Raw genomic sequence first — 18,216 nt, forward strand, 5'->3', positions numbered from 1 at the left:
ATTCCCATTTCTTGATTTAATATTGCCAGCTTTTATAAATAAACAAAATGGGAACAGTCCCATTAATTGAAAGTGATCACAGTCTAGATCGGAAAAACAAGAAAAATGAAAGGGTTAGTTTTGGATCGGTGCCTGAGTGATGTGCGAGATAGCTTCCTCACCATTCATCTGAGAAATCAGCATCTTAGCGGCCTTTTCTCCCGCTTGCTTGTAACCGGGATCGACACTGAACACCTTTGGAAAAAGAAAAGAGAGCAACTCATTGCCACCCACACCGGTGACACAAACCTCTTCGCGCCCCAGTTCTTGAAGTCGCTTGATGACGCCCAAAGCCAAGGTGTCGCTCGCACAGACAATCGCTTGAGTGTTTTCCGCTAACACCTCATCAACTAAGTGATAAGCACTCTCATGGTTGAGTTTGCCAGTTTGATAACGAGCTTCAACATCGTGTTTTTGGCACCACGACAAGTAGGCATTTAAACGCGACCAGCCCGTGGTTTTATCTTCTTTATTCACACCGATATAAGCGATATGGCTCAGCGATAAAGATTGCAAGTGTTCTAACGCCAGCTCAATCACACGCTGATTATCGTAGTTAATCGAAGACACCTCTTCTGCAGGCGTGGCAATCACCACGGCTCGATCTTGCCAACTGGCTAAGGTTTGTAGATCGATATCGGTAAAGCCAAACACAATGACGCCATCGACATTGCGACGACGCAGCACTTCTAAGTGCTCGTTGGTTTTCTCGCGATCGAACTGACTCTCCATGATCACCGCATCGTATCCCGCTTGATACAGCACATTAAGCATACTACCGACAGCACGATTTTCTGAGGGAGAGTCGAGACGCGAGATAATTACCCCAACCACCTTCTGGCTACCGCCACGCATCGATTGAGCGGATTTAGAAGGCACATAACCGGAATCTTGTATCACCTGTTCTACCTTCGCTCGGGTTTCAGGTTTTACCTTGGGATCATTGGTCAGCACGCGCGAGACGGTCGATTTACCGACCCCAGACAAACGGGCAATATCAAGAATAGTCAGCTTTTTGCTCATAATAGGCCAAGAAAGACGTTCAATAATAAAAAGGCCGCTTAGCGACCTTTTACTTGTTCTTTTACATAAAGTGGCACATCACGGATGCTATCGAGCACCACGGTTGCCAGTTGCTCACCCTGCTGTGTAACAGGTTTTCCAGTGCGTACCAAAATCTTCGTTGCAACCCCTGCCGCTTCGGCAGCCATCATATCTTCGGCTTTGTCACCCACCATCACTGAGCGAGCCATATCGATTTTGAGGAAATCACGCGCTGAGATAAACATCCCAGGTTTTGGTTTGCGACAATCACAATCTTGTTTGTAATCCCCCACACCGTGTTCTGCATGGTGCGGACAGTAATAAATGCCGTCAAACTCAACGCCGTTGTCCGCAAAATTCCAATCCATCCATTGGGTCAGAGAAAGGAAGCGATCTTCGCTAAATTTGCCGCGGGCAATCCCCGACTGATTGGTGACCAACACCAAAAGATACCCCATATCCTTTAGGGCCTTCGTCGCCTCAAACACACCTTCAATGTATTCAAAGTCGTGCTCGTCATGAACGTAACCATGATCAACGTTAATCACGCCATCACGATCCAAAAAAACAGCTGGTTTTGCCAAAGTATCTGTCTCTGTCACAAAGGAATATAAGCCGAGATTATACCTTAAAAGCGCTACATTGCGAGTTTCCAAGCCGTGAGGTACATCGTCAAAACACCCTCTATATACGAATATCAACTAACTCATAGCAAATCCGCTAGCCTTAAATGAACGTTTAGACGTCTAGACGTAAAAATATCTATTGACTTAAAAACACGAAAGCCATAGCATCATCTGAAAAGTGAGCTAGAGCTCAAAATATTATTCTGTTGTCCCTGCACAGGTTGAGAAATGATTGAAATTAACCAAGTAAATAAAGTGTTCTATCAAGGCAGTAAGGAAATCCATGCCTTGAAAGACATTAACTTACACATCGCAGAAGGCACCATTTTTGGTGTGATCGGATCATCGGGTGCAGGGAAAAGCACGCTGATCCGCTGCGTGAACATGTTAGAAGCACCAACCAGTGGTTCCATTGTGGTGGATGGTGTTGATTTAACAAAATTGAGTAAAAAGCAACTCAGCGAAACTCGCCGCAATATCGGCATGATTTTCCAGCACTTCAACTTGCTTTCTTCTCGCACTGTGTTTGACAACGTTGCACTGCCATTAGAGTTGGCTGGAAAAGACAAAGAGCAAATCCAAAGCAAAGTGACGGAACTTCTGAAGCTGGTTGGTTTGGCCGACAAGCACGAAAGCTATCCAGCCAACTTAAGTGGTGGTCAAAAGCAACGTGTGGCGATTGCACGAGCATTGGCCAGCGATCCCAAAGTACTGCTGTGTGATGAAGCCACCAGCGCGCTGGATCCTGCGACCACTCAATCCATTTTGGAGTTGCTCAAAGAGATCAACCGCAAGCTGAAAATCACCATTTTGCTCATCACTCATGAAATGGATGTCGTGAAAAGCATCTGTCACGAAGTAGCAATCATTGGTGGCGGTGAATTGGTTGAGAAAGGCACCGTCGGTGAAATTTTTGCCCATCCTAAAACGGAATTGGCGCATGATTTTATCCGCTCAACACTGGATCTTTCTATTCCTGAAGATTACCAAGTGCGTTTGCAACCCACTCGCGTCGCAGGCAGCTATCCTTTAGTGCGTTTGGAATTTACCGGCGCGACGGTTGATGCACCTTTGGTGTCGCAGATTTCTCGTAAATACAACATCGACATCAGCATTCTCAGTTCCGATCTCGACTACGCCGGCGGAGTGAAGTTTGGCATGATGGTCGCAGAACTGTTTGGTAACGAAGAAGACGATAACGCAGCGATTGAATACCTGCGCGAGCACAACGTAAAAGTGGAGGTTCTGGGTTATGTCCTTTAATGACCTATCTCAATGGCTCAGTTTGAACACTGACCTGCTGCTGGGCGCGACTTGGCAAACGCTTTATATGGTTGCCGTTGCTGGCGTCGTTGGTTTTGCGATTGGTATTCCTTTGGGCGTGATTCTGCACACCACCAAAAAAGGCGGCTTGCTTGAAAACACCAAACTCAACAACGTACTTGGCGCCATTGTTAATATTGGCCGCTCGGTGCCATTTTTGGTCTTGATGGTGGCGATCATTCCCGTCACAAAACTGTTAGTGGGGACATTTATCGGCACTACAGCAGCGATTGTTCCACTCACCATTGGGGCTATCCCATTTGTTGCGCGCCTGATTGAAGGAGCATTGTTGGAAGTTCCAACTGGCCTGATTGAAGCGGCACAATCGATGGGTGCAACACCACTACAAATCATCACTAAGGTACTGCTTCCTGAAGCATTGCCGACCATTGTTAACTCCGTCACTATTACGTTGGTAACATTGGTGAGCTACTCTGCCATGGCGGGCACCGTTGGTGGCGGCGGTCTCGGTGACGTAGCCATTCGCTACGGTTTCCACCGCTACGATGTCACTATCATGGCGGTCACTGTGGTGATGTTGATTGTGTTGGTACAAATTATTCAGTCTATCGGTGACGCCATCGTGCGCCGTGTAGACCACAGATAAGCATTGAAAGATTCAAAATAATAAGGAGATTTACTATGAAATTTAGCCTTAAAGGTTTACTGACCATTATTGCTGCTGCCTCAACATTGGTATTGGCTGGTTGTGGCGAAAAAGCGACTGACACGAGCAAAGTAAAAGTTGGCGTTATGGCGGGTGCCGAAGCGCAAGTTGCGGAAGTCGCTGCGAAAGTAGCCAAAGAAAAATACGGCCTTGACGTGGAATTGGTCACCTTCACTGACTACGTGACACCAAACGCGGCATTGGATGACGGTTCTATCGATATCAACGCGTTCCAACACAAACCATACCTAGATCGTCAAGTGGAAGACCGTGGTTACAAACTGACCATCGCTGGCAATACTTTTGTTTACCCTATCGCGGGCTACTCAAAGCAAGTGAAATCGGTCGAAGAGTTGGCTGACGGCGTGCGTATTGCGGTACCAAACGATCCAACCAACCTTGGCCGCTCTCTGCTGCTTCTTGAGCAACAAGGTTTGATCAAACTACGTCCAGAAGTAGGCCTACTTGCGACCGTTCGTGACATCGTTGAGAATCCAAAGAACATCACTATCGTCGAGCTCGATGCTGCTCAGCTTCCACGCTCACTTGACGACGTGGCTCTGTCTATCATCAACACCACTTACGCGAGCTCTATCAACCTAACTCCGGAAAAAGACGGCGTATTTGTTGAAGACAAAGAGTCTCCATACGTGAACCTGATTGTGGCTCGCCAAGACAACGTTCAAAACGAAAATGTACAGAACTTTGTTAAAGCCTACCAAACTGAAGAAGTCTACACGGCAGCAAAAGAAATCTTCAAAGGCGGCGTTGTAAAAGGCTGGTAATTTCGATAGCAAAAGTCGAAGTTCATCAAAACAAAAAAGGGTTGGTGTGAGAGCGCCAACCCTTTTTGCATGTTGAGATGCCACTTGCTACTTCAAATGATCCCAAGAGATGTTTGAGACGATACGGCAGTCGTCACATTTGAAATAAAAGATATCGTGCAGTGGCTCATCGAGTAGCCATTCACCACCACATTTCGGGCACTTGCGCGCTTGCTCTTCGGCGAGCGAATGACCGCCAACACGATATTGGTAATAGTAGGTCGGCACTTTCGTGATGTACTCAATACGGCCACGAAGATCCCAACCTCGCTTGAACAAGACACTGTCCACGTCGCACATCTCATGCAGTGCGGCATGCTCGGCGCGACACGCCCCGGCCATCTGCAGCTCATCACACGCTTGCCATTCGGTTTGCCACTTAATCACCGCTTTGTGATCGCCATTTAACGTCGGGCCATTGCGATACAAAGGGATTGGCAGCAAAGTTTCACCGCTTCTCAGCGGCGAGCAGGTATGCACATAAGTGGTATACAGCACCTGCCAACTTGGCGTTTCGATTTCTGCCGCTTCTTCTGAGTTAATGTCTCGTCCCAGCAAGCGCATTTTGGGCGCAAGTAACGCCGCCTCTGAAAGTCGATTGAAACAAACGCGCACATAATCCGAATGATAACGCGGGTGTAAGCTCTCTTTTTCAGGGCAAACCGCACGAACAAAAAATTCCCCATCGCCCATCACAATCGGAAACTCACGCCCCAGCACTTGGCCGTTATAACGCAACGCATCCATTAGGCCATTAATCGCTTTATCGACCGCGCTGATGGTGGTGTTGTCGAAACACTCAAACTGCAATTCAACTACGTACATCGGTTACACCATTGGTTGGAGTTTGGTAAGAAACTCGGTGACGTTTTCCGCCAAGACATCTCGCTGAGAAGTGCCCAATCGCTCCAGCACAACATTCCCGGTGATATTGCAAATCGACAGAACATCTAACTCAGCATCGGTTGCGGCAATAAACACCGTTGGTTTGAGTTTTAGACGTCGTTGCGTCACTAAATGACCCAAAATGTTCTCCTGCAGGCGAGTAAAATCATCGTCATTCCACACTTGCAACAGCGTAAGCTCATTACCCTCCCACGTGGCTGTCATATCGGCACTCAATTGACTGCCATAAAAGGCTTTGATGTCGTCATGCAGTGTCAACTCAATCGCCTGTTCAACATTGGCGAAGTCCGCAGGCGCAGACAGGCTCACTGAGCGCCAGAGCACTTCATCTCCTTTTGACTCCACCACGCAAGGAGAAGGCAAATCCGCCAACTCTTCACTGCTAGGCAATGCGTTGTGCTGTGCTTGCCACGCTGCTTGAAAACGTTGACTAAAGTCAGCAAGTGCCAGTGAAACTGGAGATGACATGAATAACTCCTTCTATACCTTGTGAGCCAACAAGATGGCTTTTAAACGATGGATTCAGTAAAATTCCCGCCATTCTAATCGAAAATGACCGCAAAGTATGAGCAAATATTCTGACGCGAAAGAGCTTGCTGGCCTAACGCTGGGTAAGAAAACCGACTACGCCAACCAATACGATCCTAGCTTGCTACAGCCTGTACCACGTAGCCTCAACCGTGACGATCTTCAGTTGGGTGATGAGCTGCCCTTTATGGGCCACGACATCTGGACGTTATATGAGCTCTCTTGGCTCAACAGCAAAGGGTTGCCTCAGGTCGCGGTCGGTGAAGTGTATATCCCAGCCACCAGCGCCAACCTGATTGAATCAAAGTCATTCAAACTCTACCTCAACAGCTACAACCAAACCCGTTTTGCTAGCTGGGAAGAAGTTCGTCAACGCTTGATTACCGATCTTTCTCATTGCGCAGGCGAAGCGGTGGAAGTGGAGGTGAATTCGGTCACTCACTACACCCAGCAACCTATCGTGACGATGGAAGGGGAATGCATCGACGAACAAGACATCGACATATCCAGTTACGATTTTGATGACCGCTTGCTCGAAGGCGCTGCGGGCGAAGAGTGGGTGACAGAAACGCTGCACAGCCATCTGCTCAAATCGAACTGTTTGATCACCAATCAACCGGACTGGGGCAGCGTCGAAATTCGCTACCAAGGCCACAAGATTGATCGCGAAAAACTGTTGCGCTACCTTGTGTCATTCCGCGAACACAATGAGTTCCATGAACAGTGCGTAGAGCGCATCTTCACCGACCTCATGAAATATTGTCAGCCAGAATCACTGACGGTGTTTGCTCGTTATACTCGCCGCGGTGGATTAGACATCAATCCATACCGTTCAACCGAGCAAGCGAAGCCAGATCATAATCATCGAATGGCTCGTCAGTAACACGTCTGTCAAAAAGGAATTCACTATGCGTTGGCAACGGTTTTTCGCAGTTTTATTTTTGCTGGTTTGCATGCAAGTGCAAGCGAACCCGCTCTCCTCAGTGCTACTCACTGAGGCTGAGCAATTGGTGGAAATTGAACCCGACCAAGCAAAAAAAATCGTGCAGAATTACCTCACCCAACGCGAATTAACTGACAATCAAGAAAAAAGTCCGTCGGCGATTTCTCGTGAAGACGCCGATCGCACTTTGCGCACCCCAAGTGGCAGCGTTGAAGCATACAAAATCCTCGCGCAAGCGGAATTTGCTCTTGGTAATCAACGATCGGCTCTCATGCAGCTAGAGACGGCGCAACAACTGAGCAAAACCTTCCATCTCCCTTATCTTGAGATGGAAGTCAAACTGATGCGTACCCAGTTGGAGTGGCAATACAGCAAGGACTACGCGACGGCAGAGCAAGCGCTTAAGCAGATTAGTGAACAGTTGGAGCAGGCCACTAACTCATTGCAAATGAGCGACAGTGTGAAATACCGTTTGCTGATGCAACAAGCCTTGCTCGCTTCCCAGCAGAATGCGTTGCAACAAGCTGAGCAATATTATGCGCAGGCGAAAGAGCTGATCAAAAACACCCGCTCAGAAAACATCATTATCGACTACCACATCGCGGTGGGTGAGTTTTATCTGAGCCATCAAAAGTACAACTTGGCGCTGTCTGAATTGCTGTTTGGTTATTGGCAAGCGGTGGAAGGCAACAAGAGCGCTCGACTGGCCAAAGTAAACCGCCTTTTGGCACAACTGTTTGAAGAGCGACGCGTACTCGACAAAGCCCTTGAATACTTATCGCAGGCAGCCGACTTTTACGATAGCTACCCCAACTCCCCTATCCTTGCACAAGTGATGGAGCAAATGGGCGATATCTACTTCCGCCAAGGCAAGTACAACTTAGCATTAGTGCACTACTTCAATGTGCTCGACCATGACAGCTCGGCTCGCAACATCAAGCAGGTGATCAGCATTCGTTTGAACCTTGCCGCCACCTATCTGCAACTCTATAACTACCCACTGGCAGAGCAATACCTAGAGCGCGCCGAAGACGTTCTCGAGTTTTCCGATATTCCCGAGTTAAAAGCCAAAGCGGCATTAATGAAAGCAGGATTGGCGTTTTACCAAAATGACAGCCAAGCGGTGATCAGCAACGCCAACAAAGCGTTGGAGATTGCCAACGCGCAGCCAGAAGAACAACTGAGCGTGAAGCAGAACGCTTACCAACTGCTCTCTTTGGGTTACGAGCAATCAGCACAATACGCGTTATCGCTACAAAATCTGCGCCGCTACAATAATTTGGTCAGTATTGAACAAAAAGAACTGAACCAAATCAGTGAAGATGCCTTCCGCCAACAAAAAGAATTTGCCGAGCAGACCATTCACTACATTGGCCAAGCACAACAACTCGAAAAAGTAACGGTGGAGCACGCCAAATTCCAGAAAATCGCCTTTGCGCTATTCTTGCTCTCTCTCGTGCTTTTCTTATTGCTCATGAGACGCGGCGTGTTACTGCAACGGCAGTCGGCGCAAATCGAGCAGCTTACGAGCGATCTGTACACCCACTCACGCTCAAAGCTACGTAATCTGCGCATGTTGAACGTGAAACTCTCAAATTCATTGCGCAAAGCCAATGAAACGTTTGAGCAATGGCAGCTGGGTGAACTGATCCACGAGCCGCTCAACGATCGCTTACGCTTTGTGATGATTGATTTGCCGTTTTTGCGCAGCATGTACGTGCAGCATGGCTATAAAGCGGGCCTAGAACTTGAGCGCGCCTTTGGTGCGTTCATGAGTGAGAAAATCCAAAAACCTGCGCGCCTCTACCACTTTTCGGATGCAAATCTGCTTTACATCGAACCCAATGCCGAGCGCGATTATTCAGCTGAGGCGGTTTTTAGTAAAGTGCAAGCGTGGGTAGATGAGTTTGCCGCTGAACACGCGGTCAACCGAACCGTTCGAATGGGCATGGCCGATTACCCATTTTTGCCGCGCGCCTACACGGCGATCAACGATCAAGAGCTGCTTGATTTGCTGTTGCTCGCAACTCATCTTGCTCGTGAAGTCAGTTTGACAGACAAGTGCAGCCATTACGTTTATCTTAAAGCTATAGAGAATGCCCCCGCAGCAAGCCTTGCAACTGGTAACATAAGAAATGCCTGCCAGCAGGCCATCCATCAAGGCTTAATAAAGATACACTCGTCGTATCAGAATGAGGACAACCTCAAAAAATTATTAAAAAGTGAATAATTCTCAAGCAATCAAACCGTAAGAGAGATGACGCTATAATGTTTTTTGTTATTATCGAACTCATTCTTTAGTCGTACATGGACCGTGTTGTAGTTCTTAATGGGCATTCTGGAATCCGATATTCAATCGCAGCTGCATCAGTTAAGTTGTCAATTAGACCAACTTCGATTGACACATCGCGACTCGTCACTCAAATTTAAGCGTGAACAACAAGTTCTGAAGCGCATCGTTACTTCCCTGAGCGCAGCATGCCAGGGGGGCGACCCGACGCTCACGCAGCATTTGAAGGCGGTTCAGCAGGAACTTGAACAACAAAAAGATGTAAGCACTCTTATTCCACGCCTTGCCGTGTTAGAAAGAATGCTCAGACAACAAGCAGTGGCTATGGATAAACAGAGCGGTTTTCTCGACGAACAGATTAAGCACAGCGGTGAGACTTTACAGCGCGTCGCTGGGCTTCCCCCACAACTAAAACGCGAATTGCGCAGTTTAATGACGTTCAATGACGTCAATAAAGCGCGCAATGTCGATCAAGCAGTACGTCTGCTCAATATTTACGAACGTGCGCTGAAGATCATCACCTCCAACTCTCGAATCAACTTTAATGAACTCAGTGATACTCCCGATCGCTCGCAGCTAGACTGCCTCTCCGCAGAGCTACAACACGTGATCACGGAACTGGATTTTGAAGGCGAATCGGGCGACTTGTTATTGGATATCCGCACTAAGCTGTTGTTGGGTGTTTCCACCGAGTCACTACTAGAACTGACGCTTCAAGTGCTCAAACTGGTGATTGAAGGGACGAAGTTTGAAAGAAAATCATCCGAGCATTTCCTAGAACAGCTTAATGGCTCACTCGCTGCCAACTTAAAAACCTCTCACGTCAACGTTGACCAAAGCCAAACGTATTTTGAACATCGCCAACAGCTCAATCGAGAGTTAGAAGGATTGGTGGCGAAAAGCCAGGCTTCATTGGACAATGCAACCGAGCTCGAACAGCTCAAAAACAACATTTCCCCCTTGTTAGCGCAAATGGCCTCGTTGTCTCAACGTTTGCAACTGGCGGAAGAGAAAGAACAAGCGCTACAAGAAAGACTGCAATACAACAAAAATCAACTTGAAGCGGTATTTGAAATTACCCAAGACTATCGTAAACGCCTAGAAGATCAGGCGCAGCGCATGCTGCTTGATCCCCTCACTAAGGTGTATAACCGCACCGCCTTTAACGATCGTCTTGAACTTGAATATCGTCGCTGGATCCGCGCACAGCACAATCTGCGTGTGGTACTGCTCGACATTGATGGTTTTAAAGCCATCAACGATAGCTATGGCTACTCTGCTGGCGACAAAGCATTGAAGATCATTGCGCGAACCATTCGCAAAGCGGCGGCCGACACCGATACCGTGGCACGCTTTAGTGGTGAAGAGTTTATCTTGCTCATTCCAGAGCAAAGTGAAGAGTACACACTCGAGCTGATTAAGCACATTCAAGCAGAAGTCAGCAAACTACCGTTCAAATTCCGTGAACAACAAATCACCATCACGCTCAGCGCCGCTTCCGTGGCTTTTAAAGAGTCGGATAATCCGGAATACGTGGTGGATCGCCTAGGCATCATGCTCAACGAATGCAAACGACGTGGAAAAAAACAGCTAGAATGGCGTTAATGAGTGGTCATTTATTAACCGCTCAGACGAAATTTCACCATCAGTTATAGTTTTTTCAATTAGTTATCACATTTCTTTTTGCTCATACTTTGCTAAGCTAACTACATTCATGACGTGTTTTGCCGAGATTTTTTCTCGGCATAGAACAGAGATTCACGCGCTTATCGGATTCAATAACAACCATTATTTTTCCTCGTGGATCTCTGCCTGTTAATTACAATGCTAAGCAAGGAGGCCATATGATTACTCATATCAGCCCAGCAGGAAGTATGGATCTGCTCTCTCAACTTGAAGTTGAGCGTCTGAAAAAAACCGCCTCTAGTGAGCTTTACCAACTCTACCGCAACTGTACGTTAGCGGTGTTGAACTCAGGTAGCCACACGGATAACTCCAAAGAGCTGCTCGACAAATATCAATCTTTTGATGTCAACGTAGTGCGCCGTGAGCGTGGCATTAAGTTAGAGCTCACCAATCCGCCTGAGCACGCCTTTGTCGATGGTGAGATCATCAAAGGTATCCAAGAACATTTGTTTTCTGTGCTGCGTGATATTGTTTACGTCAACATGCACCTTGCGGATAACCAACGCCTTAACCTCACGAATGCCACCCACATTACTAACCTTGTTTTTGGTATTTTGCGTAATGCTGGCGCTTTGATTCCTGGTATTGAGCCAAATCTGGTGGTGTGTTGGGGCGGTCACTCCATCAACCCTGTTGAGTACCAATACACGCGCGAAGTGGGGAACGAGCTCGGCCTGCGTGAATTGAACATTTGTACTGGCTGTGGACCGGGCGCGATGGAAGGGCCAATGAAAGGCGCCGCAATTGGTCATGCCAAACAGCGCTACAGTACGCAACGTTACTTGGGCTTAACCGAGCCTTCAATTATAGCCGCTGAGCCGCCAAACCCGATCGTCAATGAATTGGTGATCATGCCTGATATCGAGAAACGCTTAGAAGCATTTGTCCGCATGGGGCATGGCATCATCATTTTCCCGGGTGGTGCCGGTACTGCTGAAGAGCTGCTCTACATACTGGGCATTATGATGCATCCAGAAAACGCCGATCAGCCGATGCCCATCGTCTTAACAGGCCCTAAAGAGAGCGAGGCTTACTTCCGCTCACTGGATGCGTTTATTGGTGCTACTTTGGGGGAAGAAGGTCAGAAGCACTACCAAATCATCATTGATGACCCAGCTCAGGTTGCCCGTGTGATGAAACAAGCGATGCCAGCAGTACGTCAGCACCGTAAAGACAAAGGCGATGCTTACAGCTACAACTGGTCTTTAAAGATTGAGCCTGAGTTCCAGTTGCCATTTGAACCCACACACGACTCTATGGCAAGTTTGGATCTGCATCTCAATCAGAAGCCTCAAGTACTGGCCGCTAACTTACGCCGTGCCTTCTCAGGTATTGTGGCGGGTAACGTAAAAGCCGAAGGCATTCGCGAGATCGAACGCAAAGGGCCATTCATTATTGATGGTGACCCTGCACTGATGAAAAAAATGGACAAACTGCTGCGCGATTTCGTCGCCCAGCACCGTATGAAACTGCCCGGCGGCAGTGCATATGAACCTTGCTATAAGATCGCGTCAGCGGAAAATGGCGGTCGATAGTCCATACGATTTACGTTACACTCAGGGGCCTTAGGCCCCTTTTCAATACTGTAATTTTCTATGGCTATTCATCTTGTTATCATCGATGCACTCAATCTGATCCGTCGTGTCCACTCGGCTCAACCGGACCCGACAGACATAGCCAACACCATCCAAAACACCTGTCGTACCTTGCAGCGAATCATTAATGAAAGTCATCCTACGCATATCGTCGCGGTGTTTGATCATCTTGGTAGCGACCGAGGATGGCGTGCAGAGATCCTTCCAGAATACAAACAAGGGCGAAAGCCGATGCCAGAACCTTTGCTCAATGGTTTGGAGAAAATACAAGATGCATGGTGGCAGTTGGGTATTGATTCGCTGCTTTCTGAAGGTGATGAAGCCGATGACTTAGTGGCCACCCTAGCGTGCAAAGTCGCGCAACACGGTGAGAAGGTCACCATCATTTCAACCGATAAAGGCTACTGCCAACTCCTTTCTCCCACTCTGCAGATTCGCGATTACTTCCAACACCGTTGGTTAGATCAGCCGTTTATTGAACAAGAGTTTGGCGTAAAACCTCAACAGCTTTCTGACTATTGGGGCCTGACGGGCATCAGTTCCAGTCAAGTGACCGGCATTCCCGGCATTGGCCCAAAAGCAGCCAAAGAGATCCTCAGCCAATTTGACGATATCGAACAGGCTTTTCTCTCGCCGGATCTACCAAAGAAATATCGCACTAAGTTCGAGCAACATATCGAGTTAGCTCGCCGTTGCAAACGAGTCTCGGCACTCAAAACCGATATTGAACTCGGTTTTAACCTGCAAGATCTGCGTTTTACCGCTAATGAGGCCCGTTAATTTCCAAGAACAACGCCTTGCCAGTCAGAACACATTGACCGTGCAAATCCCACCAAGTGCATCACAAAACACCATCAATAAATGTTAAACGTTATTGTTGTGTAATGGGTTACATTCACAACAATAACAACAAATTAATCAATACCTTACTGAGTATTGATTAATTTATTATCAACATCACAGCATTGATGAGCATTTACTCTATTTTCACCACTCTCTAACAAGGAGTAATGAAAATGAAAAACCTCATCCTACTATCACTATTATTTGCTTTACCTGCTGCGGCTGAAATTTGTGGCCAACACCTCGACAAAGGCATGCCCTCCACACAACCGGATCAAGTGCTTTGCCGCGATGGCTACGCGGTAGGTTACAACTACAACACCAAAAACGCCGATTGGGTGGCCTACCATATTACGGCAGAGAGTGTGAATGCTTCCTATAAGCGCAGCAACAGCTTTAAAGAAGATGCCGAACTGCCCGACTATGCTCGCTCCACCTTAGCGGATTACAGCAAATCAGGTTACGACAGAGGCCATCTTGCCCCGTCAGCGGCGATGGATTTCAGTCAGCAGTCAATGCAACAAAGCTTCCTGATGAGCAACATGTCACCGCAGTTACCGGGCTTTAATCGCGTGGGTTGGCGTTTGCTGGAAGAGCATGTTCGTGATCTTGCCAATGAATATAACGAGCTTTACGTCGTCACTGGGCCCATTTACCAAGGTGGCGAAAACGCGATTGGTAACGGAGTGGTCATTCCTAGCGCCTTTTTCAAAGTCATTCTTGACCCTGCGTTTAATGACGCGATTGCGTTTGTCGTGCCACACCGAGATGTCTCTGGCAGTGAGCTAGCGAACTTCATCACCACGATTGACGAGGTCGAAAGATTGACCCAACTTGACTTCTTCTCAGCTGTCGATGACAGCACAGAAGCGAGCATGGAAGCACAGGTGTGGGAAATGTGGCCAACGTCGAACTAACACAAACAAAAACGCTCCTCATGTCGAGGAGCGTTTTTTAGCGAACCGTTTCTTCAACTCATCTTAGTGCGGAGAAATGTTCGATAGCACCTGAATGTGTACGGTGATCTCTTCGCGATCGTGATAAAGGTGTTTCGCTTGCAGCTTAAACTTCACCTTGTTCTCAATCAGGAAGGTCTTAAGATTTTCAATGTCTTGTAAAACCTCGTCATAACGACCTTTCATCGGCAACTTGAGGTTAAAGATGGTCTCTTTCGCCCACCCTTTAATGAGCCATTCGCCCATCAGATGCGCCACGCGAGCTGGCTTTTCCACCATGTCACACACTAACCAAGTCACGTTCTTACGGTCTGGCTCAAATTTAAAGCCATCCACCATGTGATGCTTGATCTGGCCTGTTTCCATCAAGCTGTCTGCCATCATACCGTTGTCCACACAGTGAACGAACATAGAGCGCTGCACTAGCTGATAGGTCCATCCACCAGGACACGCGCCTAAATCCACCGCCCACATGCCCGAAGACAAACGCGTATCCCACTCTTCACGCGGAATAAACACATGAAAAGCCTCTTCCAACTTCAACGTTGAGCGGCTTGGTGCATCGGCCGGGAATTTTAAACGTGGAATACCCATAAAGAAGCGCGAATTATTGTGCGAATAAGAGTAACCGGCAAAGCAGTGGCCTGACGCAACAAAGCAAAGGTGGAACACTGGCTTCTTGGCATTTTCTTTCGCCAGCAATAAGCCTTTACCACGTAATGCTTGGCGCATTGGGACGGTAAACTTGCGACAGAACTTCAACAGCTCTTTTGCTTCGTTGGTGTCGGGTGTTTCAATACGCAAATCACCACAAACAGGGAACGCGTCGATCTCACCCAGCTCCGCAAGGATTGGGCTAATGCGATCTTCACTCGGCAGTTCGGTGAACTCTGCTGCAACCGCAAACATTTGACGCGCAAAAATCAGCGCGTTGAAGTCCAGTTCACGTGCCAGTTTATCGGCATCCCCATCTTGGTAACATTCGAACAGAACATACCCTGCGTTTTTGAACACACGTGGAAAACCATAAACCTCTAACTGAGTCGCTTTGTCCTGAATTTCACCAGCACACTCTTTTTCAAAGCCCTGACGACAATAGAGCATTAATTGTTTCACTGAGATACCTCGTTCGTTTTTAAAGCTGCCAACATCAACATTATCCAACCAATAATAAACAGCAAGCCTCCCATAGGAGTTATGGGGCCAAACCATTTTATGCCAGTTAATGCGAGGGCGTATAAGCTGCCGCTAAAGCAAAAGATGCCGATGATAAAACAAATTGCCGCGCGGAAAAAATATTTTTGCGCTTTCTCTCCAGTCGGCAAAGACAGCAGAACGGCGCACAGGGCGATGGCGAGGGTATGCCAAAACTGGTACATCACGCCCGTCTCAAACACACCTAACAAATACGGCGACAATTGGCTTTTGAGTCCGTGAGCGGCAAACGCGCCAAGTGCGACCGCCAATGCGCCTGAGAAACCAACAAAAGTGAGTAACCACTTACTTTTCATCGTCAACTCCTTTAATAAAAGCGCACAACTGCTCAATCGCCAACTGCACATTGCCGGCTTCTGTATAGCCAGAACTTTTTCTCGGTTTAAAACTATGATCGCCGTCAGGCAAAAACGCCAAACGCACCATTGAGGAGAACTCAAATTGCTGACACTCAGTTTGAGTACCAAACGTGTCTCGCTCACCTTGCAAAATCAACGTCGGTTTACTCAATGTTTGTAAGTGCTCACCTTTGAACTTTTCAGGCTTACCGGGGGGATGAAACGGAAAACCTAAACAGGCAATCCCTTTCACGAGGGGGTGCTCCGACAACAAACTCGCCATGCGTCCGCCCATCGACTTCCCCCCAATGATCACGGGGTCATCGGTCACGGATGCTATCACTTCGGAAAAGGCTTCCAGCAATTTCGGCGCGCGATCCGGTGGGCGTTTTTTGCCATCTTCAGCTCGTTTGGCCATATAAGGGAAATTGAAACGCACCACACGAATCCCTTCCTTTGCCAATCCTTGAGCCACCGAGGTCATAAAAGCATGCTCCATCGGAGCCCCTGCACCGTGAGCAAAAATAAACAGTGGTCCGTTGTCTGGTCCATCAATAATGCATGGCAGATTCATCTAACACCTCTTCTTGTTCTTTGCGCGCGGTCACTAGCATCCAGTCTCTAAATCGCGCGATACGGCCCATGTCAGCTTGCTGTTCATGGCAGACGACGTAAAACGAGTTCTTCGACAACAATATTTCATCAAAGGGTGCAATCAAACGGCCAGCTTCCATTTCTGGTTTGGCCAATACATTGTTGCCCAAGGCTACCCCTTGCCCGTGAGCCGCCGCTTGCAGAACCATGGTCGAGTGACTAAAAATCGGACCTTGGTTGACATTGACCTCATCCAGACCGTTTTCCTTAGCAAATTGTTTCCAATCTTTTCTGGAGGTGTCATGGAGTAACGTATGTCGTTTTAAATCCTGCAAAGATTCTAATGGTTTGTTACCTAAAAGTAATGAAGGTGAACAAAGTGGGATCAAATATTCTTGGTACAATTTATCGGCACGTAACCCCGGCCAATTGCCACGACCGTAATAAATCGCCACGTCCACATCGTCCGTCAAAGAGCCTTCGTCCATGTCCACCGCTTTGATTCGCACGTCAATGTCTGGCTCTTTAGCATTGAAATCCGCCAATCTTGGTACCAACCATTGAATGGCAAAACTCGGTGGCAAACTGATGGTCAATGCCCCTTTTTCGCTACGTTCCAATACCTTATCGGTCGCTTCCGCGAGTGCTGAGAAGATATCTTTGATGTCTAAAAAGTAACTTTGCCCCTCTTCAGTGAGGAGTAAAGAACGGTTGCGGCGGCGGAAGAGTTTCAATGAAAGAAACTCTTCAAGCGCTTTGATCTGATGACTCACTGCCGCTTGAGTGACAAAGAGCTCTTCTGCAGCTCGAGTGAAACTAAGATGTCTAGCGGCGGCTTCGAATACACGAAGGGAATTCAGTGGGGGCAATCTTCGGGACATACGGCTCTCTAACCATTAGTTTTTTTAATCTGAAACATTATAATTTGTCCGTTGTAGAACAGCCAGATAAATTCTATATTTCACCCCGCAACGCTAGCCTGAACGGCTTGATTTCTTTGTAAATCAATTGGCTTAGTTGTTGCGATGTTGTGTTTGCAAACTCGTATTTCGAGTTAGGTAGATTTCTACCGTAGTGTTTTGTCCAACTCCCTGTGACAAAACCTATACTTCCTGTATTTATTTTTGACCTGTCTGTCAAATTTGTTACACCGCCTATTAGGCGGTGTTTTTTTATCTGCGAAATATGCTCACATCACAGTGATATACCCAAGTGACTTCAAGATGCAGGATTCAGAGCTTCATATTCTGGTTCAGTTCAAGGAAGAGAACGCAGCGGAATGACGAGCCCTTTCCAAGTTCTATGACACAGAAATGAGACAGAATATGCGCTCCCAAGGGCGAGTTTAACTGGCCTTCATACTGCGTTATCGATTCTCGATGTAGAGCGACTAGACCTTCAAATCGATGCCTTGTCTAAACGCCAGTTAACTCTCGCTGAAACTCACATCTCGAGGTTACTTGGGTATAGATTACCACCAGTGCCACGGCAAGAATCGCGACAAAATAGAGAGTCCAAAGCACGCTGTGTTTGAGTATTTCTTTTACCTCTCGTTGGGCTTTATTCATGCCTGCGTCTCCGCCACAGTGAAATGATGCCACTGAGGCCAACCAAAATCACAAAACACCCCATCGCCCACCAATTTCGTTTGGGCTGCCACCCCAATGCTTCGATCTCTTCTTCTGTTAAACTGATCTCTATTTGTTCAAGCCACTCTTCATCTTGCATGGTGCATCCCCGTTTACCCGTTCCGCCATAATGCTAATTCAAGCCTGTGTTCATAAAAATCAAAGAGAATT

General features: G+C 47.5%; 19 protein-coding genes. 9 read left to right on the forward strand and 10 right to left on the reverse strand.

Annotation, left to right across the window (positions count from 1 at the left end; translation table 11 throughout):
• Nucleotides 1–114: 114 nt before the first annotated feature.
• Nucleotides 115–1,062, reverse strand: a complete 948-nt coding sequence (gene treR / locus PQQ36_RS13130; protein WP_011078398.1) for a trehalose operon repressor TreR — start codon at nucleotides 1,060–1,062, stop codon at nucleotides 115–117.
• A gap of 38 nt (nucleotides 1,063–1,100) precedes the next feature.
• Entirely contained in the window at nucleotides 1,101–1,739 is a 639-nt protein-coding gene (gene gmhB, locus PQQ36_RS13135) for a D-glycero-beta-D-manno-heptose 1,7-bisphosphate 7-phosphatase (protein WP_324167031.1), read from the reverse strand.
• A 198-nt stretch (nucleotides 1,740–1,937) separates the two neighbouring features.
• Between gmhB and metN the strand changes: the two genes are divergently transcribed.
• Genes metN through ilpA form a run of 3 tightly spaced genes read left to right on the forward strand, consistent with a single transcriptional unit; the run spans nucleotide 1,938 to nucleotide 4,484 of the window.
• Nucleotides 1,938–2,972 carry a methionine ABC transporter ATP-binding protein MetN gene (metN, locus tag PQQ36_RS13140; protein ID WP_011078400.1) on the forward strand — a complete coding sequence of 345 codons (1,035 nt, stop codon included), beginning with the start codon at nucleotides 1,938–1,940 and terminating at the stop codon, nucleotides 2,970–2,972.
• Complete coding sequence (locus PQQ36_RS13145) at nucleotides 2,962–3,639, forward strand: methionine ABC transporter permease (RefSeq protein ID WP_101956750.1); 678 nt, start codon at nucleotides 2,962–2,964, stop codon at nucleotides 3,637–3,639. The genes metN and PQQ36_RS13145 overlap by 11 nt, the downstream gene beginning before the upstream one ends.
• Before the next feature lie 35 nt (nucleotides 3,640–3,674).
• Entirely contained in the window at nucleotides 3,675–4,484 is an 810-nt protein-coding gene (gene ilpA / locus PQQ36_RS13150) for a MetQ/NlpA family lipoprotein adhesin IlpA (protein WP_011149697.1), read from the forward strand.
• 87 nt (nucleotides 4,485–4,571) lie between these two features.
• On the opposite strand, the gene PQQ36_RS13155 is transcribed toward ilpA, so the two are convergent.
• Together PQQ36_RS13155 and syd are read right to left on the reverse strand one after the other, a co-directional pair.
• The gene (locus PQQ36_RS13155) at nucleotides 4,572–5,348 is read right to left on the reverse strand and encodes a Zn-ribbon-containing protein (RefSeq protein ID WP_011078403.1); all 777 of its coding nucleotides are present in this window, start codon (nucleotides 5,346–5,348) and stop codon (nucleotides 4,572–4,574) included.
• 3 nt (nucleotides 5,349–5,351) lie between these two features.
• Nucleotides 5,352–5,897 (reverse strand): SecY-interacting protein, encoded by a 546-nt coding sequence (syd, locus tag PQQ36_RS13160; protein ID WP_045597618.1) that lies wholly within the window; start codon nucleotides 5,895–5,897, stop codon nucleotides 5,352–5,354.
• Nucleotides 5,898–5,994: 97 nt separating this feature from the next.
• On the opposite strand from syd, the gene queF reads away from it, so the two are divergent.
• The 6 genes from queF to PQQ36_RS13190 all read left to right on the forward strand — a co-directional run bounded on the left by queF (nucleotide 5,995) and on the right by PQQ36_RS13190 (nucleotide 14,231).
• Nucleotides 5,995–6,840, forward strand: coding sequence for an NADPH-dependent 7-cyano-7-deazaguanine reductase QueF (gene queF / locus PQQ36_RS13165; RefSeq protein ID WP_065090682.1), 846 nt, complete (start codon nucleotides 5,995–5,997; stop codon nucleotides 6,838–6,840).
• A 25-nt stretch (nucleotides 6,841–6,865) separates the two neighbouring features.
• Nucleotides 6,866–9,130, forward strand: a complete 2,265-nt coding sequence (locus tag PQQ36_RS13170) for a tetratricopeptide repeat protein (RefSeq protein ID WP_011149694.1) — start codon at nucleotides 6,866–6,868, stop codon at nucleotides 9,128–9,130.
• 99 nt (nucleotides 9,131–9,229) lie between these two features.
• Nucleotides 9,230–10,795 (forward strand): GGDEF domain-containing protein, encoded by a 1,566-nt coding sequence (locus PQQ36_RS13175; protein WP_011078407.1) that lies wholly within the window; start codon nucleotides 9,230–9,232, stop codon nucleotides 10,793–10,795.
• Nucleotides 10,796–11,034: 239 nt separating this feature from the next.
• Complete coding sequence (ppnN, locus tag PQQ36_RS13180) at nucleotides 11,035–12,411, forward strand: nucleotide 5'-monophosphate nucleosidase PpnN (RefSeq protein WP_011078408.1); 1,377 nt, start codon at nucleotides 11,035–11,037, stop codon at nucleotides 12,409–12,411.
• Between the two features lie 60 nt (nucleotides 12,412–12,471).
• Nucleotides 12,472–13,251 (forward strand): flap endonuclease Xni, encoded by a 780-nt coding sequence (gene xni / locus PQQ36_RS13185; protein WP_258427611.1) that lies wholly within the window; start codon nucleotides 12,472–12,474, stop codon nucleotides 13,249–13,251.
• A gap of 236 nt (nucleotides 13,252–13,487) precedes the next feature.
• Nucleotides 13,488–14,231, forward strand: a complete 744-nt coding sequence (locus PQQ36_RS13190; protein WP_258427612.1) for a DNA/RNA non-specific endonuclease — start codon at nucleotides 13,488–13,490, stop codon at nucleotides 14,229–14,231.
• Between the two features lie 63 nt (nucleotides 14,232–14,294).
• On the opposite strand, the gene rlmM is transcribed toward PQQ36_RS13190, so the two are convergent.
• The 6 genes from rlmM to PQQ36_RS13220 all read right to left on the reverse strand — a co-directional run bounded on the left by rlmM (nucleotide 14,295) and on the right by PQQ36_RS13220 (nucleotide 18,145).
• Complete coding sequence (gene rlmM, locus PQQ36_RS13195) at nucleotides 14,295–15,386, reverse strand: 23S rRNA (cytidine(2498)-2'-O)-methyltransferase RlmM (RefSeq protein WP_011078411.1); 1,092 nt, start codon at nucleotides 15,384–15,386, stop codon at nucleotides 14,295–14,297.
• A complete protein-coding gene (locus tag PQQ36_RS13200; RefSeq protein WP_013572298.1) occupies nucleotides 15,383–15,781 on the reverse strand; it encodes a DUF423 domain-containing protein in 399 nt (132 codons plus the stop codon). The genes rlmM and PQQ36_RS13200 overlap by 4 nt, the downstream gene beginning before the upstream one ends.
• Nucleotides 15,771–16,397 carry an alpha/beta fold hydrolase gene (locus PQQ36_RS13205; RefSeq protein WP_045621442.1) on the reverse strand — a complete coding sequence of 209 codons (627 nt, stop codon included), beginning with the start codon at nucleotides 16,395–16,397 and terminating at the stop codon, nucleotides 15,771–15,773. The genes PQQ36_RS13200 and PQQ36_RS13205 overlap by 11 nt, the downstream gene beginning before the upstream one ends.
• Complete coding sequence (locus tag PQQ36_RS13210; RefSeq protein WP_011078414.1) at nucleotides 16,375–17,298, reverse strand: transcriptional regulator GcvA; 924 nt, start codon at nucleotides 17,296–17,298, stop codon at nucleotides 16,375–16,377. Before PQQ36_RS13210 ends, PQQ36_RS13205 begins: the two co-directional genes overlap by 23 nt.
• 534 nt (nucleotides 17,299–17,832) lie before the next feature.
• The gene (locus PQQ36_RS13215) at nucleotides 17,833–17,985 is read right to left on the reverse strand and encodes a hypothetical protein (protein WP_011149687.1); all 153 of its coding nucleotides are present in this window, start codon (nucleotides 17,983–17,985) and stop codon (nucleotides 17,833–17,835) included.
• Nucleotides 17,978–18,145, reverse strand: a complete 168-nt coding sequence (locus tag PQQ36_RS13220; protein ID WP_165386380.1) for a hypothetical protein — start codon at nucleotides 18,143–18,145, stop codon at nucleotides 17,978–17,980. Before PQQ36_RS13220 ends, PQQ36_RS13215 begins: the two co-directional genes overlap by 8 nt.
• Nucleotides 18,146–18,216 lie beyond the last annotated feature (71 nt).

It is taken from the genome of Vibrio sp. CCUG 15886 (assembly GCF_028570825.1).
GTDB lineage: Bacteria > Pseudomonadota > Gammaproteobacteria > Enterobacterales > Vibrionaceae > Vibrio > Vibrio vulnificus_B.

What these genes read in the sequence shown, in the direction of transcription:
- treR (WP_011078398.1), bottom strand. Translation starts at nt 1,062, where the DNA reads ATGAGCAAAAAGCTGACTATTCTTGATATTGCCCGTTTGTCTGGGGTC.
- metN (WP_011078400.1), top strand. Translation starts at nt 1,938, where the DNA reads ATGATTGAAATTAACCAAGTAAATAAAGTGTTCTATCAAGGCAGTAAG.
- PQQ36_RS13145 (WP_101956750.1), top strand. Translation starts at nt 2,962, where the DNA reads ATGTCCTTTAATGACCTATCTCAATGGCTCAGTTTGAACACTGACCTG.
- ilpA (WP_011149697.1), top strand. Translation starts at nt 3,675, where the DNA reads ATGAAATTTAGCCTTAAAGGTTTACTGACCATTATTGCTGCTGCCTCA.
- PQQ36_RS13155 (WP_011078403.1), bottom strand. Translation starts at nt 5,348, where the DNA reads ATGTACGTAGTTGAATTGCAGTTTGAGTGTTTCGACAACACCACCATC.
- syd (WP_045597618.1), bottom strand. Translation starts at nt 5,897, where the DNA reads ATGTCATCTCCAGTTTCACTGGCACTTGCTGACTTTAGTCAACGTTTT.
- queF (WP_065090682.1), top strand. Translation starts at nt 5,995, where the DNA reads ATGAGCAAATATTCTGACGCGAAAGAGCTTGCTGGCCTAACGCTGGGT.
- PQQ36_RS13170 (WP_011149694.1), top strand. Translation starts at nt 6,866, where the DNA reads ATGCGTTGGCAACGGTTTTTCGCAGTTTTATTTTTGCTGGTTTGCATG.
- PQQ36_RS13175 (WP_011078407.1), top strand. Translation starts at nt 9,230, where the DNA reads ATGGGCATTCTGGAATCCGATATTCAATCGCAGCTGCATCAGTTAAGT.
- ppnN (WP_011078408.1), top strand. Translation starts at nt 11,035, where the DNA reads ATGATTACTCATATCAGCCCAGCAGGAAGTATGGATCTGCTCTCTCAA.
- xni (WP_258427611.1), top strand. Translation starts at nt 12,472, where the DNA reads ATGGCTATTCATCTTGTTATCATCGATGCACTCAATCTGATCCGTCGT.
- PQQ36_RS13190 (WP_258427612.1), top strand. Translation starts at nt 13,488, where the DNA reads ATGAAAAACCTCATCCTACTATCACTATTATTTGCTTTACCTGCTGCG.
- PQQ36_RS13200 (WP_013572298.1), bottom strand. Translation starts at nt 15,781, where the DNA reads ATGAAAAGTAAGTGGTTACTCACTTTTGTTGGTTTCTCAGGCGCATTG.
- PQQ36_RS13205 (WP_045621442.1), bottom strand. Translation starts at nt 16,397, where the DNA reads ATGAATCTGCCATGCATTATTGATGGACCAGACAACGGACCACTGTTT.
- PQQ36_RS13210 (WP_011078414.1), bottom strand. Translation starts at nt 17,298, where the DNA reads ATGTCCCGAAGATTGCCCCCACTGAATTCCCTTCGTGTATTCGAAGCC.
- PQQ36_RS13215 (WP_011149687.1), bottom strand. Translation starts at nt 17,985, where the DNA reads ATGAATAAAGCCCAACGAGAGGTAAAAGAAATACTCAAACACAGCGTG.
- PQQ36_RS13220 (WP_165386380.1), bottom strand. Translation starts at nt 18,145, where the DNA reads ATGCAAGATGAAGAGTGGCTTGAACAAATAGAGATCAGTTTAACAGAA.